Origin of the sequence: Marasmitruncus massiliensis (assembly GCF_900186535.1) — a bacterium.
In the GTDB taxonomy this organism is placed as follows: Bacteria; Bacillota; Clostridia; order Oscillospirales; family Ruminococcaceae; genus Anaerotruncus; species Anaerotruncus massiliensis_A.
Window position 1 is genome coordinate 418,324 of record NZ_FYDE01000005.1, and the last position, 15,087, is coordinate 433,410.

At 54.0% G+C, this 15,087-nt stretch carries 17 protein-coding genes; 8 read left to right on the top strand and 9 right to left on the bottom strand.

Annotation, left to right across the window (positions count from 1 at the left end):
• Window position 1: 1 nt before the first annotated feature.
• The 4 genes from C1A10_RS10005 to glpK form a co-directional block, all read right to left on the bottom strand.
• On the bottom strand, window positions 2-1,267 hold the full coding sequence (locus C1A10_RS10005; RefSeq protein WP_101910128.1) for an NAD(P)/FAD-dependent oxidoreductase: 1,266 nt from the start codon (window positions 1,265-1,267) through the stop codon (window positions 2-4).
• A complete protein-coding gene (locus C1A10_RS10010; RefSeq protein WP_101911625.1) occupies window positions 1,260-2,711 on the bottom strand; it encodes an NAD(P)/FAD-dependent oxidoreductase in 1,452 nt (483 codons plus the stop codon). The genes C1A10_RS10005 and C1A10_RS10010 overlap by 8 nt, the downstream gene beginning before the upstream one ends.
• Window positions 2,712-2,846: 135 nt before the next feature.
• Window positions 2,847-3,563: an MIP/aquaporin family protein gene (locus tag C1A10_RS10015; protein ID WP_101910129.1), complete on the bottom strand. Its 717-nt coding sequence runs from the start codon at window positions 3,561-3,563 to the stop codon at window positions 2,847-2,849.
• Window positions 3,564-3,604: 41 nt separating this feature from the next.
• Window positions 3,605-5,098, bottom strand: coding sequence for a glycerol kinase GlpK (glpK, locus tag C1A10_RS10020; RefSeq protein ID WP_101910130.1), 1,494 nt, complete (start codon window positions 5,096-5,098; stop codon window positions 3,605-3,607).
• Between the two features lie 440 nt (window positions 5,099-5,538).
• On the opposite strand from glpK, the gene dhaL reads away from it, so the two are divergent.
• From dhaL to C1A10_RS10050, 6 genes are all read left to right on the top strand, one after another.
• Window positions 5,539-6,165: a dihydroxyacetone kinase subunit DhaL gene (gene dhaL, locus C1A10_RS10025; protein ID WP_101910131.1), complete on the top strand. Its 627-nt coding sequence runs from the start codon at window positions 5,539-5,541 to the stop codon at window positions 6,163-6,165.
• A 72-nt stretch (window positions 6,166-6,237) separates the two neighbouring features.
• Complete coding sequence (dhaM, locus tag C1A10_RS10030; protein WP_101910132.1) at window positions 6,238-6,630, top strand: dihydroxyacetone kinase phosphoryl donor subunit DhaM; 393 nt, start codon at window positions 6,238-6,240, stop codon at window positions 6,628-6,630.
• A 30-nt stretch (window positions 6,631-6,660) separates the two neighbouring features.
• Window positions 6,661-6,912 (top strand): HPr family phosphocarrier protein, encoded by a 252-nt coding sequence (locus C1A10_RS10035; protein ID WP_242968907.1) that lies wholly within the window; start codon window positions 6,661-6,663, stop codon window positions 6,910-6,912.
• A 14-nt stretch (window positions 6,913-6,926) separates the two neighbouring features.
• The gene (ptsP, locus tag C1A10_RS10040; protein WP_180951085.1) at window positions 6,927-8,633 is read left to right on the top strand and encodes a phosphoenolpyruvate--protein phosphotransferase; all 1,707 of its coding nucleotides are present in this window, start codon (window positions 6,927-6,929) and stop codon (window positions 8,631-8,633) included.
• A gap of 78 nt (window positions 8,634-8,711) precedes the next feature.
• Window positions 8,712-9,707 carry a dihydroxyacetone kinase subunit DhaK gene (dhaK, locus tag C1A10_RS10045; protein ID WP_101910135.1) on the top strand — a complete coding sequence of 332 codons (996 nt, stop codon included), beginning with the start codon at window positions 8,712-8,714 and terminating at the stop codon, window positions 9,705-9,707.
• A gap of 150 nt (window positions 9,708-9,857) precedes the next feature.
• Complete coding sequence (locus tag C1A10_RS10050; protein WP_180951086.1) at window positions 9,858-10,514, top strand: TetR/AcrR family transcriptional regulator C-terminal domain-containing protein; 657 nt, start codon at window positions 9,858-9,860, stop codon at window positions 10,512-10,514.
• 78 nt (window positions 10,515-10,592) lie between these two features.
• Here C1A10_RS10050 and aroD read toward each other — a convergent pair whose 3' ends face one another.
• The gene (gene aroD, locus C1A10_RS10055) at window positions 10,593-11,357 is read right to left on the bottom strand and encodes a type I 3-dehydroquinate dehydratase (protein WP_101910137.1); all 765 of its coding nucleotides are present in this window, start codon (window positions 11,355-11,357) and stop codon (window positions 10,593-10,595) included.
• A 135-nt stretch (window positions 11,358-11,492) separates the two neighbouring features.
• Window positions 11,493-11,852, bottom strand: coding sequence for a carboxymuconolactone decarboxylase family protein (locus C1A10_RS10060; RefSeq protein WP_101910138.1), 360 nt, complete (start codon window positions 11,850-11,852; stop codon window positions 11,493-11,495).
• 201 nt (window positions 11,853-12,053) lie between these two features.
• On the opposite strand from C1A10_RS10060, the gene C1A10_RS10065 reads away from it, so the two are divergent.
• Together C1A10_RS10065 and C1A10_RS10070 are read left to right on the top strand one after the other, a co-directional pair.
• The gene (locus C1A10_RS10065; RefSeq protein WP_101910139.1) at window positions 12,054-12,653 is read left to right on the top strand and encodes a TetR/AcrR family transcriptional regulator; all 600 of its coding nucleotides are present in this window, start codon (window positions 12,054-12,056) and stop codon (window positions 12,651-12,653) included.
• Window positions 12,654-12,680: 27 nt separating this feature from the next.
• A complete protein-coding gene (locus tag C1A10_RS10070; RefSeq protein WP_101910140.1) occupies window positions 12,681-12,938 on the top strand; it encodes a zinc ribbon domain-containing protein in 258 nt (85 codons plus the stop codon).
• An 81-nt stretch (window positions 12,939-13,019) separates the two neighbouring features.
• Here the strand turns inward: C1A10_RS10070 and rpiB are convergent, their stop codons facing one another.
• From rpiB to alsE, 3 genes are read right to left on the bottom strand one after another with little or no spacing between them, the layout of a single operon-like run.
• Complete coding sequence (gene rpiB / locus C1A10_RS10075; protein ID WP_101910141.1) at window positions 13,020-13,475, bottom strand: ribose 5-phosphate isomerase B; 456 nt, start codon at window positions 13,473-13,475, stop codon at window positions 13,020-13,022.
• Window positions 13,472-14,392, bottom strand: coding sequence for an allose kinase (gene alsK, locus C1A10_RS10080; protein WP_101910142.1), 921 nt, complete (start codon window positions 14,390-14,392; stop codon window positions 13,472-13,474). The genes rpiB and alsK overlap by 4 nt, the downstream gene beginning before the upstream one ends.
• A gap of 2 nt (window positions 14,393-14,394) precedes the next feature.
• Window positions 14,395-15,084, bottom strand: a complete 690-nt coding sequence (gene alsE, locus C1A10_RS10085) for a D-allulose 6-phosphate 3-epimerase (RefSeq protein WP_101910143.1) — start codon at window positions 15,082-15,084, stop codon at window positions 14,395-14,397.
• Window positions 15,085-15,087 lie beyond the last annotated feature (3 nt).

The following is a 15,087-nucleotide window of genomic DNA, read 5'->3' on the forward strand; positions in this document are numbered from 1 at the left end:
CTCATGACGCCTCCACTTTCACGGTAAGATCATCGGCATCCGCAATCTGCCTGAGCACTTCCGGCTTCAGTTTGAGGCTGACCATTTCCCCCGGTGTGAGGATGCGGCTGGTACGCCTGTAGATCTCTTTTTCACCCGCTGTCACACAGACTTTCGCGTTTTGATAGACGTTTTTGGGACGGAACATGAGGGTGATCGGCTGATCCGCGTTTCCCACATGGATTTTCTGCGGTACGGCGCCCGACACGCCGAACCCGCTGATGACCGGCACAGTTTTCAGGTCTTGGTTCAGGGTATCGGCGATATACCGCCATGCTGTCGCTCCTGCCTTTTCGGCTTCTTCCGAGACGAAATCCACCAGGTCATGCACATGCAGGACATTGCCGCAGGAGAAAATGCCTTCCACCGAGGTTTGCAGAGTTTCGTCCACCGTCGGGCCGCCGGTCGCGCCGCACAGTTCAATCCCTGCCATCCGGCTGAGCTCGTTTTCCGGAATCAGGCCGACGGAAAGCAGCAGCGTGTCGCACGCAAAATACTGTTCGGTGCCCGCAATTGGCAGTTTGGTCTCGGGGTCTACCTGCGCGACCGTTACTCCTTCCAGCCGTTCCCGTCCGGAAATATCCACCACCGTATGGTTCAGCAGGAGCGGGATATCGTAATCGTCCAGGCACTGCACAATGTTTCGCTTGAGGCCGGAGGAAAACGGCAGAAGCTCCACGCAGGCGAGCACTTTCGCGCCCATGAAGGTCATTCGTCTCGCCATAATCAGGCCAATATCCCCGGAGCCCAGAATCACAACGCGCTGCCCGGGCATGATCCCTTCCAGATTGACAAACTTCTGCGCGGTGCCCGCCGTATAAATGCCCGAACATCTCCAGCCCGGGATGGCAAGCGCCCCGCGGGGACGTTCCCTGCATCCCATTGCCAGGATGACCGCCTTCGCCTGAAAATGCTGCAGCCCGTTGCTGCGGTTGACGGCGGTCACCTGTTTCCCTTTGGTGATTTCAATGACCATGGTGCTGCACTGATAGGGTATTTGACAGGCGATGACCCGGTCGATATACTTCTGCGCATATTCGGGTCCGGTCAGCTCTTCCTGAAAGGTATGCAAGCCGAACCCGTTGTGGATGCACTGCCGAAGGATTCCCCCCAGCGTATCTTCCCGCTCCAGAATCAAGATATCCCGACAGCCCTGCTCGTAGGCGGAAACAGCGGCAGCCAGACCGGCAGGCCCGCCGCCGATAATCAGCAGATCGACATTACGCATGGCGCTGTTCCCTCCCTTCAAACAAATAGCTGTCCAGCAGCCTTGAACTTTCACCGAATTTCGTAATTTCCAGCGGCGACAGGTTCAGCTCCTCGCACAGGATCTGGACGGTCCTGGGCGTGCAGAAGCCCGCCTGGCACCGTCCCATGCCTGCCCTTGTCCGCCGCTTAATGCCGTCGACCGTCCGCGCACCCACCGGCCTGCGGATGGCTTCCCGGATTTCCGCTTCCGTCACGGTTTCACAGCGGCACACGATTTTGGCGTAATCGGGATTGGCGGCGATCGCCTTAAAGCGTTGGAGATCATCCATCTCCCTGAACTTCGGAATCGCTTTCCGGATAGGGTTGAATTTCGGGTTTTTTTTGGCCCCCAGCCGTTTCGCAACCAGATTGGAGAGGTCCAGCGCAATCGCGGGTGAGGAGGTCAGGCCGGGGGATTCAATGCCGCCCGCATTGAAAAACAGCGGCGCGTCCGGCGCTTCTCCCAGGATAAAATCGTTTTTGTCACTGTGGGCGCGGATTCCCGAAAAGGTGGTAATCACATCACGCAGCGGGATGTTCTCCCAGGTCATGCTGCCGAATTTCAGGGCTTTTGCAAGCCCTTCCGGCGTGGTGCGGCTGTCCGATCTGTCCTCAATATCCTCCGCGGTCGGGCCTACCAGAATTGTGCCGTCGACGGTCGGGCTCACGAGAATCCCTTTCCCGAGGTTGGTCGGCAGCTGGAAGACCGAGGCGTGAAACACGTCGGCGTATTTTTTATCCAGAATATAGTATTCCCCTCTGCGGGGCAGGATTTTAAAAGCATATTCGGATACCATGCTGTTGATGACGTCGGAGTAGAGTCCCGCGCAGTTGGCGACAGCTTTTGTCTCAAAGGTTCCCGCCTTGCTTTGCACAATCCAGCAGCCGTCTCCCCTTTCCATTCCGGTGACTTCGGCGTTCCGGTAAAACTGCACGCCGTTTTCCGCCGCGTTTTCAGCGTTCGCAATCGTCAGCTCATAGGGGCAGACAATCCCCCCTGTTTCCACCAGCAGCGCCGCACAGGCGTTTTTGCTGAGACCGGGTTCCCGCTTTTGCAGTTCTTCCCGGCCGATGACGCTGAGCTTTGGCACCCCGTTAAGTTCCCCCTGTTTTTTCAGCTCTTCCAGCTTGGGAATTTCATCCTCTGAAAAACAGACAACCAGGGACGTGTTCCATTTAAGCGGAACATCCAATTCGGAGCAAAGCTCCTGAAACATCCGGTTGCCCAGTACATTATATTTTGCCTTCAGTGTATGAGGCTTTGCGTCATAGCCTCCGTGCACGATCGCTGTATTTGCCTTGCTTTGTCCTTCACAGATATCGGCGGCTTTTTCCAGCAGGGCAATTTTGAGGTCATATCTGGCCATGTTTCGCGCGACAGAGCAGCCGATGACTCCGCCGCCGATCACAATGACATCTAGCATCTTCTTGAACACCACCTTTTGATTCCCCTGTTTCGGTAAAACAAAGAAATCAGATGTAAAAATTGAAAAAATTCCATAAGAATGCAGGGGCATACAGGACGATGTTTGCCCCTGCAGATTAAATCGCTTGGGTACTTACCAGGGAATGACGCTAAACAGGAGAACCGCGAGGATTCCGCCCACAATCGGGCCAAATACAGGGACAACCAGGCCGTAGCTGAAATTGGAGCTGCCTTTGTTTTTAATCGGCAGCACCGCATGCGCAAGGCGCGGGCCAAGGTCACGGGCCGGATTGATCGCATATCCGGTCAAACCGCCAAGGGACATACCAACGGATACGATGATTCCGAAAACGAGCAGGTAGTTCACGCCGACCGTGCCCGCGCCCACAACGTTTCCGGTGCCGAGGATGGCGAATACCAGCACAAAAGTACCGACCAGCTCGGAGAAGAAGTTCCGCGGGGTGTTCGGAATGGACGGGCCGGTTGAGAAGCATCCGAGGATGGTCCCCGCGTTTTCCGTCGCGTCGAAGTGATCCTTAAAGAGCAGGTAAACAATAATCCCTCCGCAGAAGCCGCCAAGCATCTGGGAAATGATGTATCCCGGTACCAGGCTCCATGCAAGGCCCCCGTTCATTGCGATTGCAATGGTTACCGCCGGATTAAAATGCGCTCCGGACGCCGCCCCGAAGATAAACGCGGGCAGCAGGACGGCAAGGCCCCATGCAAAGGTGATCTGGACAGAGCCGGCGCCTTTCATACCGGACTTTGTGAGTGTAACATTTGCAACAACACCGTCGCCGAGAATAATCAGAAGAGTCGTTCCAATAAATTCCGCAATAAATGGCAGCATGCGATTACACCTCAATTCTTGATATTTTATGGTTTACCGGGCTAACTTTTTGCCCAGCCCATTGCGCATTTGACTGCTTTGTTCCAGCCCGCAACCAGTTTGGCGCGTTCTTCTTCCTCAAGGGAGGGTTTAAAAATCCGGGAGATCTGCCAGTTCTTAATAACATCCTCTTTGCTTGCCCAGTATTTCACTGCCAAACCGGCCAGATAGGCGGCGCCCATTGCAGTTGTTTCTACGCACACCGGACGATGCACCGGCGCATTGATGATATCCGCCTGGAACTGCATCATAAAGTTATTGGCGCAGGCACCGCCGTCAACCTTAAGCGCGTTCAGCGTGATCCCCGAATCCTGCTGCATCGCTTTGAGCACGTCATGTGTCTGATAAGCCAGCGATTCCACGGTGGCGCGGATGATATGATATTTATTCACGCCTCTTGTCAGCCCGACGATTGCGCCTCTGGCATACTGATCCCAATAGGGCGCTCCAAGACCCGTAAAGGCCGGGACAACATACGCGCCGTTTGTGTCTTTTACTTTTGTTGCCATATATTCTGAATCCGGAGCGCTGTCGACCAGTTTCACCTGATCGCGCAGCCACTGGATGGCGGCCCCTGCCACAAAGATGGAACCTTCCAGCGCGTAGTTGACTTTTCCATCAAGTCCCCATGCAATGGTGGTGACCAATCCGTTTTTGGAGTAAACGGGCGTTTCGCCCGTGTTCATCAGCAAGAAGCAGCCGGTTCCGTAGGTATTCTTCGCTTCGCCCGCGTTAAAGCACGTCTGGCCGAAAAGCGCGGCCTGCTGGTCGCCCGCGGCTCCGGCGATCGGGATGGGGCTTCCGAAGAGGGACGCTTCTGTTTCCCCGTAGACACAGCTGGAGGGTTTTGCTTCCGGCAGCATGGATGCGGGGATATTCAGTTCGTTCAGGATTTCCTCGTCCCATTTGAGTTCCTGAATATTAAACAGCAGTGTGCGGGATGCGTTGGAATAGTCGGTGACATGAACTTTGCCTTTGGTCAGCTTCCAGATGAGCCAGGTGTCGATGGTTCCAAACAGCAGGTCGCCCGCTTCGGCTCTTTCACGCACACCAGGAACATTGTCAAGAATCCATTTCAGTTTTGTTCCGGAGAAATACGCGTCGATGACCAGACCGGTCTTTTGACGGAAGCTGTCGATCAGGCCTTTTTCTTTCAGGCTGTCGCAGTATTCGGAGGTGCGGCGGCACTGCCACACAATCGCGTGATAGACCGGATCGCCGGTGTTTTTGTCCCAGACAACGGTGGTTTCACGCTGGTTGGTGATTCCAATTGCCGCAATGTCCTCGGCGGATGCGCTGATTTTATGCATGGCCTCCTGCGCCACACCGATCTGTGTGGACCATATCTCCATGGCATCATGCTCGACCCAGCCGGGCTGGGGGAAATACTGCGTGAATTCTTTTTGAGCCACGCTGATCATTTCACCCTTCTCATTGAAAAGAATGCAGCGCGAGCTGGTGGTTCCTGCGTCCAAGGCCATAATGTACTGTCCCACTTTAATTCCTCCCGACATAAATTAACATTAGGATTTCGTCCAATATTTTGTGAAATTAATACAAAATATCTTGCAGAAATATCGTAGCATTGTTTAATATCGAAGTAAATGAACAATGAGGCCGTTTTGTCTATACAGTTTTCTGTTTTGTCTAATTAAAGAGCGGGGAGCCCCGATGAACAGGCTCTTTGCACAATTTAAGGTCATCTGAACGCGGTGCGGTTCATCGTTTCGTCCTATAAAAAGCGCTCATGATATGTTCGCAAATTGAAAAATAATAGAATAAGCGGCCGATCTTTTTGAATAGAATTAGAACAGAGCCGGGGTTCCCGGGATTTCACGTTCGTTTGCAGATGAATTCCGGACATACCCCCTAAGCAGGATTCCGCTGTTGGGTTCGGGTCGACAGACTGTATGCAAAAAAACAGGAGGCGAATTTTATGGACAAATCCTTTTTGGGCGCAATGGAGGCCATCACCGGTACGATTCATGAAAACAAGGAGTTCTTGACAGACTTGGACCGGGCCATCGGAGATGCCGACCATGGCCACAATATGGCGCGCGGGTTTCACGCTGTTATGGAAAAATTAAGAGCTTCGCCCCCCGCCGATCTGTCAACCGGGCTGAAAACGACAGCTATGACACTGATTTCCACTGTCGGAGGTGCGTCCGGCCCGCTTTACGGAACCGCTTTTCTGCGCTGCGCTAAGGTCATGCAGGGAAAGGACTCGATTGATAAAACCGATGCGGTGCAGCTCCTGGGTGAATCGCTGGATGGAATTGAAAGCCGCGGAAAAGCGCAGCCGGGTGACAAGACTATGATCGATGCGCTCAAACCCGCTTATGATACGTTTGCTGCCGCCTCAGAACAGAACCGGACTTTTCTGGAATGTCTGGAAGAAGCGTGCAAGGCCGCGGAAGAGGGAGTCAACTATACCAAGACTATAGCGGCCAGAAAAGGGAGGGCAAGTTATCTGGGGGAGCGGAGCATCGGGCATCAGGACCCGGGCGCCACTTCCGTCATGCTGATCCTGAAGGCGCTGACGGAATATTATAAAAGTCTGTAAGAACAAAGCCGGGATAGAAAAAACCGGCTGACAAGCGAAGTGCCGGCGAAAGCCGGCGGAATGGAGAGGCTTATGGTAGGACTTGTCATTGTGTCCCACAGTGCGAAACTTGCGGAAGGGGTTGCGGAAATCGCGGCCCAGATGGCGGGCAGGGAGCTGAAGCTGGTTGCGGCCGGCGGCTTGCAGAACGGCGGGGTCGGCACAGATGCGGTGCGTATCAGCAACGCGATTGCACAGGCGGACTCTGGGGACGGGGTGGTCATTCTGGCGGATCTCGGAAGCGCGATTCTCAGCGCTCAAACAGCGCTGGAGTTTTTGGAGGAACCGGCGCGCGAACGAGTCCGGATTGCGGATGCCCCGATTGTGGAAGGGGCGGTCAGCGCGGCGATTCAGGCAACCATCGGCTCGCCGCTCGGGGAAGTCGCGGACGCGGCCGAACAGGCGCGCACACTGCGCAAATTGTAAGGAACAGGGGCTAATGGGATGAGACAGGTTATGTTGACACTTACAAATCCGGCGGGGCTGCACGCAAGGCCGGCGGCGGAACTGGTAAAGGCGGCGGCCAGATTCAAGAGCAGAATCGTCCTGGAGGGAAACGGGAAAAAAGCCGACGCCAAGAGCATTATTCTGGTTCTGGGGCTGGGGCTCAGGCAAAACGATTCCATTACGATCCGCGCGGATGGCGAAGACGAGGAAGCGGCTGTACAGATGCTGGCGGAATTGGTAAAACAGCGGTTTCATGAATAGGAGGGCGCCGCGTCGTGAATGAACTTAAAACAATCCGTGCAGTAGGTGCTGTTGCGGGAATTGCCCGGGGGTATCTCCATTTTCTGCGCAGGGATCTTCAAAAGGAGCTGGAATCTTATCGCCAGCAGGACCCGCCGCTGGAACTGCAGCGGTTTTATTACGCGCGCGGCGTCGCCGCCGCGCGTACCGACCGACTGGTTGAAAAACTGCGGGAAGGACACCAGGAGGGGCAGGCGGCGATTCTGGAAACGCGCGGCCTGATCCTTTCAGATCCCGGTTTGGGGTCTCTGGTGAGTGAAAAAATACAAGCTTCCGGGCTGTCCGCCCCTGCGGCTGTCCTGCAAAGCTGCGAGGAGATGGCAGGCCCGATTTTGGAACTGGAGGACGCCTATCTGAGGGAACGGGCACTTGACATTCAAAATGCCGGGATACAGATTGCCGAAATCCTGCTTGGAATTCAGGAAACGGAACTCAAGACGCCCGCAATCCTGTTCGGAGAGGAAATCGACCCGTCGCTGATCATCGGCCTGTCGCAGGAGACCGCCGGGCTCATCATCGGAAGCGCCAGCATGACCTCACATGCGGTGATTCTCGCAAGGTCCAGAGGCACCCCGACACTGGTGGGAATCACAGACCTGCGCGAGCAGATTCCGGACAACACCCCGGTCATCCTGGACGGCGGGGAAGGGCTTCTGATTGCTAACCCCGATGAGCGGACGATTCAGAGCTATCAGGCAAAGATGGAGGAACAGCAGCGGGAGGAGCAGGAATACCGCCGCCTCGCGTCGGTTCCGGCCCGCACAAAAGACGGATTCAGAGTCACGCTGGCGGCCAATATCGGGTATCCCGAGGAGCTTGAACAGGCACAGCGGTACGGCTATGAAGGGGTTGGGCTCTACCGCACGGAATTTCTGTTTCTGGGGAAAGGCAGTTTCCCGACGGAGGAGGAACAGTTTCAAGCGTACCGGCGTGTCATCGAACGGTGCGAAAACCGCCGCTGCATCATCCGCACAATGGACATCGGCGGAGACAAGCAGCTTCCCTGTCTGGAAATTCCTCCGGAACGAAACCCGTTTTTAGGCTGGCGGGCGATCCGGATCAGCCTGAAGCGGACCGATCTGTTCCAAACCCAGATTCGCGCAATCCTGCGCGCCGGGGTTTACGGGAAAGCGGCGATCATGCTCCCCATGATTTCCGGCCTTGAGGAACTGCGTCAGGCGAAGCGGCTGATTTCACAGGCCGTGCATTCACTTGAGCAGGACGATATTCCGTTTGCTGAGGATATGGAAGTGGGCATGATGATTGAAACGCCCGCGGCGGCGGTTCTGGCAGGGCAGTTTGCCGAAGAATGCGATTTTTTCAGCATCGGGACCAACGACCTGACACAGTACACACTGGCTGTGGACAGAGGCAACCCTCTCATCAGCCAGCTTTACAGCTATTTTCACCCGGCGGTGCTGCGGCTGATCCGCCATGTGGTGGAACAGGCGCACAGCCGGGGGAAATGGGTCGGTATGTGCGGGGAAATGGCGGGCGACCCCGCTGCCGCAAGGCTTCTGTGCTCCTGGGGAATCGACGAGCTGAGCATGAGCCTTCCCCGGATCCCATTGGTGAAACAGGCGGTTCTCGCATGTGAAACGGACCGGCGCTGGGCCGACGCGGTACTCTCCCTTTCGGATGCGAAACAGGCGGAAGCCTATCTGAAAGCGCAAACAGAGTAAATCCGGAAAAGCAGGAACGTATGCAGAAGCAATTCACTTGCTGCTCATAAATGAAAAAAGGAAAGAGAGGCCTCTGTGATGAAGAAAATAATCAATCATCCGGCGAATGTGGTTGACGAAATGCTGGAAGGGCTTACATTGGCGTATCCCCAATATGTGCGCCGTCTGGAAGGGCTGAATGTGATCGTGCGCGCCGATGCCCCGGGCGATAAAGTGGCGCTGATCAGCGGCGGGGGCAGCGGGCATGAGCCGTCCCATGCCGGATGGGTCGGGGAAGGGATGCTGGATGCGGCGGTTGCGGGCGCGGTATTTACCTCTCCCACTCCCGATCAGATCTATGAAGCGATTAAAGCGGTGGACTCCGGAAAGGGCGTATTGCTGGTCGTCAAAAACTATACCGGCGACGTGCTGAATTTTGAGATGGCTGCGGAGATGGCCGAAGCGGACGGCATCCGGGTGGAGCAGGTCGTGGTAAATGACGACGTGGCTGTGGAAAACAGCACCTGGACCAGCGGGCGCAGGGGAATTGCGGGCACAGTGTTGGTACATAAGATCGCGGGTGCGAAAGCGCAGGCCGGAGGAACGCTGGAAGAAGTGAAAGCGGTCGCCGAAAAGGTGATTGCCAATGTGCGTTCGATGGGCATGTCCATTTCCCCGTGCACGGTGCCGGAAGCGGGCAAACCAAGCTTTGAGCTGACGGAAAATGAAATGGAAATCGGTATGGGAATCCACGGCGAACCGGGAACCCATCGCGAAGCCATCCATCCGGCGGATGAAATTACCGACCTGCTGCTGGAAAAGCTGTTCGCCGATCTTCCGCTGGGAAGCGGCGATGAGACTGCCGTTATGGTTAACGGCCTTGGGGCGACCCCGCTGATGGAGCTGTTCATTGTCAACCGCAGGGTCGCGCATGTATTTGCTGAAAAAGGAATCCGGATTGTCAAAACGTTTGTCGGAAACTATATGACTTCCCTTGAGATGGGCGGATTTTCTGTTTCAGTTGTGAAGCTGGATACGGAACTGAAGGAATTGCTGCTGGCGAAAGCAGACACACCGGCGCTTGCGCAGTTCTGATCTTATTGCTGCTGAATACCCGACAGTTCCAAGATGCCCCGGCCGGACTGGAAAACCCCGGCCGGGCAGCTGCCTGCGCCGGCGAGGCTGTGTTGTGTTCCGTTCAGCTGGAATTTAAGTGGAATCATCCGTATGACAGGGAGGATTTTCATGGTACGAGTATCTCAGACCAAAATACAGCTTGCAAATTCACTGAAAGAATTAATGAAAAAAGTACCTTTTCATAACATTACCGTGCAGAATGTCGCGGACCACTGCGGAGTCAACCGTCAGACTTTTTATTATCACTTTAAAGATATGTACGATCTGTTGGAATGGATCTATCAGAATGATATCTTCTGCGGATTTCAGGAGCTTTCGGGTAAAAACTGGCAGGCCGTGCTGCTGGATACGATAAAATACGCGAAAAAAAACAAGTCTTTTTTACGAAATACCAACCGGTCCCTGCGGAAAGAAACGATCGAAAAATATCTATATCCGTTTATCAACCAGCTGTTTGTGCTGATTTTTGACGATGTCTGCAAGGATGCCTATATCAGAACGGAAGAAAAGGATTTTATCCTCAAATTTTTTACGCATGCCTACGTTAATGTGATTATTCAATGGATTGGAAACGGCATGCAGGAGGAAGATTCCTTCCTGTTCGAAAAGGTGCAGATCCTGCGCAGGATGCTGCAGTCGTACCGCAGCTGTCAGGCAGTCCCCAACACGATTACCATTTATAACGGGCTGCAGAATATGGACATCAAAAATAGCAGGAAGACACTTCGGACAAACTATTCTTATGCTGCCGGAGGCCGTAAATAGTGACTGCAGCGGCCGCCGTAATATAGAAAAAAGCCGCCCATTTTCAGGGTGGCTTTCTTTTATCCATCGTACGTTCCGTTATTCGATCAGCCTGTGAAATTCCTGCATGATGCGAAAGAGTTCCTCCGAATCGATCTGCCCCGGCGCGGACGCTTTTTCCACCGTGCCGAAGGTCAGCGCGGACCCGGACCATTCCCCGAACAGGCGGCTGGCGACGCCCAGTTTCGTCATGGAGATTGCCGCGACCGGCCTGTCCGCGTAAATTTCACTCATTGTTACAGTGGCTTCGAGCAGCCTTAACACATCGGATTTACTGTGCGGTGTCACCGCGATTTTGCAGATGTCCGCGCCCGATTCCTGTATTTTTCTAAGACGGTCAATAATTTCCTGTGTTGGCGGAGTTCCGTCAAACTGGTGATTGGAACCGATCACTTTTGCACCGGCAGCATGAACGCTGTCGATGATTTCTTTGGCGGCTTTTCCCGACGAAAAGACCTCGACATCCACAAGATCGGGCAGGCCGGTCTCTGCGGCCGCCTGATTGATCTTCGCGTAACGATCCGGCTCAACGGCGAGGTTCCCGCCTTCTTTGGCGGTACGGACGGTAAACAGCAGCGGAATGTTCCCTAAAATGCAGGAGAGCTCCCGCAGAACGTCCGCAACCATTGAGGCGTCGGTGACAGTTTCGAACCAGTCGGCGCGCCATTCCACGATATCCGCCCTGCCATCAATGATTTTGTGCGCATCCGCAAGGATTTCCCGCTTTGTGCCCGCGACAATCGGGACGCAGATTTTTGGTACCCCATCCCCGATGATCACATGTTTGACTGTAACTGCCTGCATCTGTCTCTCCTCTTTCCTGCTCCAGTCGCTGACGGAAGCTGTCAAGGCCGGATTCCAGCACTAAAGGACATCCGGCTTGACCAATAGGAAAATTTTACTGTGATTTCGGCAGTTTGTCAATCTTCTCTGCGATTTTCAGTGCGCGTTGCTGCGCTGCGTATCCTCATCAAGGATATCGCGAAGCACAAGAAGCCCCCGCATGGTCTTCGGGAAACCGGCCGTGGGGGCAACCAGAAGCAGGGCGTGCTCGATTTCCTCGCGGGAACATCCGCTTTTCAGCGCTTTCAGAATATGCGTTGTCAGGGCATATTCGTTCTGGCAGTCGGTTGAAAGCGCCACTTTGATCAGCCAGCGCGTTTTTTCATCCAGCGGTCCACACTCTTCGTGGACCAGTCGGCCAAAATGCTCGTAAGCCTGATAAATTTCACCGTGTTTTGCAATCAGATAATCCAGATTGCGTTCGATCTCATCCCGATTGTCAAAATAATCATGCATTGTTTTTTCACCCTATTCTATCTATTTTCGGTATCAGCCGCGGCTGTTCATAGCCGCGGCTGATACCGAAAATAGTATGGGGAAAGCTCCGGCCTTATAAACTTGCCGCCAAAAAAATTCGCGCAATTTGAAAAATTGCTTGACAGATAAAATCTTTCGGAATATACTGGCTATACAGTCAATGATTTAGAGGTCAATAGTATGAAGAAGACATCCAGACAGATGCAAAAGGAACACACAAAGGAGCTTCTGCTCAAAACAGCCTATGAAGTGTTCTCCGAAAGGGGAATTATGAATACTCGCATGTCGGATATCGCGCAGGCGGGGGGCGTTTCACACGGCACGATGTTCGTCCATTTTCAGACGCAGGAAGCGCTGATTGAAGAGGTCGTTGACACCTATGCGCAGAAGATTGCCCTGCGCACCCACGAACTTGCGCAGTCGTGCGAAAGCGTGGAGGCAATTCTGCGCGCCCATCTCAGTGGCATCATGGAATTTGAGCCGTTTTACAGGCGGCTGGTCATCGAAAGCCCGCTGCTCCCGACCGGCGCAAGGGACTGTATGGTGATGATTCAGTCCGCTGTTTCCCTGCATTTCAGCTCGGCAATGCAGCGGCGGGAAAAAACAGCCGAAGAAGGCGATGTTCCTGTATCCATCCTGTTCAATATGTGGATCGGGCTGATACATTATTACCTTGTCAATAACGATCTGTTTGCGCCGGACGGTCATGTGATCGAGCGCTGGGGGGAAACCCTGCTTCAAAATTTCTTGAAGTTGCTGCCGAAAGCAGCTTTATCATAATTCAGAACGAGGAAAGGAAGCAGTTCAATGAAAACATGTATTGCCTGCGGCATGCCGATGACCAAGCCCTCCGATTTCGCGATGGGGGATGAAAGCAAGGATTACTGCGTCTACTGTGCAAGGCCGGACGGCACGATGCAGTCCTACCCCGAAAAGGTGGAGGGTACAACCGAATTTCTCATCCGCACACAGGGACTCGATCAGGAAGCGGCGCATGAAATGGCGATCAGAACGCTCGCCAAGCTGCCTGCGTGGAAAGGAATGGCGGAGGGTGCCTGCGAATAACCGCAGGCGCCTTTTTTAAAAACAGGCATAGGAAACGGCCCATATGAAAATATGGGCCGTTTCCTGTTTATGGGAGAGAGATTATTTGCCGATTTTTCCGGTTTCTTCGATTTCTTTCATCTGGTCGACGCGTACCTGATGCCGCCCGCCCTCATATACACCGGTAAGCCACTGTTCGACGATCATCTTTGCCAGATCACCGCCGACGACGCGGGAGCCCATTGCCAGCATGTTGGTATTGTTGTGTTGGCGCGAAAGCAGTGCGGAATAGGGTTCGCTGCACACAACGCACCGGATACCTTTCACCTTGTTGGCGGCAATTGAGATGCCGATTCCGGTTCCGCAGCACAGAATGCCTTTGTCACATTCTCCGCTAACCACCGCGTTTGCCGCCTTCAGCGCATATTCGGGGTAGTTGCAGCGCTCGGTGTCAAAGGTGCCGAAGTCCTTATAGGCCAGTCCCTTTTCCTCCAGATACTGCATAATCACCCGTTTGAGTTCAATCCCCACATGGTCGCTTCCCAAAGCTATCATTATCTGTAATCCTCACTTTCCAGTCGTTTGAATGCATAAATCCCCGCACCGATTACCCCGTTTTCCTGCTTCGGGATGGAATATAAAATCTCCAGATTTAGAGCAGGATAGGGTTTGCGCAGGTGGCGGTGGATGGATTCTTCCAGATACTGCATGGGGAAATCCGGCATTTGCGGGATTCCTCCGCCGATGATGACATAGTCGGGGTCGAAAATGTTGACTTCGGTGGCAATCGGGATCGACAGGCCGTCGATAAATTCCAGTATCGCAGGCTCGTCCCTGTGGCGGGTAAACATCTCCCGGATAGAAGTGTCCGGGAAAAGGTCCGACTGGATTTTCTCAAGCCGGACGCCGGAGGCAACAGTTTCGGCGCAGCCATAGTTGCCGCAGCCGCACAGGTCGGTGGCGCCGAGCATCGGTATGTGGCCAAGCTCCGCCGCAACGCCGTTTTTGCCGAGCAGCAGATTGCCGCCGATGGAAATCGCATTCCCCAAGCCGGTACCGAGATAGAATCCCAGAACAATTTTCTGATTTTCCAGATGATGGTGGAGAATGTCGTAGAGCATAAGAAAATTGACATCCCGGTTGATATACACGGGAATTTTGAATGCCCTTTCCATAAAGTCCGCCACGGCAATATTCTGGAGGGCACGGACGTTGGGGGTTGAGGTGACAATACGGCGGGTTTTATCGATTGTGGAGGGAAATCCCATAGAAATCGCGTCCGGAAGCTTTCCGTCCAGATGTTCATCGCAATACGCACGGATGCGTTCTTTGATCATGTCCATCGGGTCGGCACAGCAGAATACTTCCTGCGTCGGCTCAATGACGAAATGGGAAAGGCAGTATCTCTCATCCACCAGTCCGAAACGCATGTTTGTTCCGCCAATATCCATCCCGAGGATGAGTTTGTTCGCCATTCTCACACCTGCATTTCTTCTTTTGTTTCCGCCTGATACTGCATAAGCATCTTGTCATAGGCGGTATTGAGGTCCGCGTCCAGCCCAAACAGCCCGGAGGAGCCGAGAATGAACACATCCGCTCCCGCTTCCCGCAGGCGCCCAAAGGTTTTCACGTTACAGGACCCGTCAATCTGGATTTTGTAGTTGTATCCCTTCTTTTCCCGCAGGCGCTTTGCTTGGGCAATTTTATCAAGCATTTCCGGGATAAACGGCTGGCCCGCATACCCCACGTCCACAGTCATGATGGTAATCATGTCCAGACGGCCCATATAGTGTTCAATCGCCTGGAGCGGTGTCGCCGGATTGAGTACCACGCCTGCTTTGCATCCAAGTTCTTTAATGCGTGCCAGCACGCGAAACGCATCGGTATTGATTGTTTCCGCATGAGGCGCAATATAGGTCGCTCCGGCCTTCGCCACCGGCTCCAGCCAGTCGTTGGGGTTCTCGGTCATCAGGTGCACATCCATCGGCAGCTTTGCCGCGCGGCCGGCTGCCCGGATAAAATCCGGGGAGAGGGTAATATTTTTGCAGAAATGCCCGTCCATGATGTCTATATGGTACATATCCGCACGTTTGTTTAAGATTTCCAGCTGATTCTTGATGTCAAGAAAATCCATGCACATCAGGCTTACAGAGAATTCCGGTTTCATAGA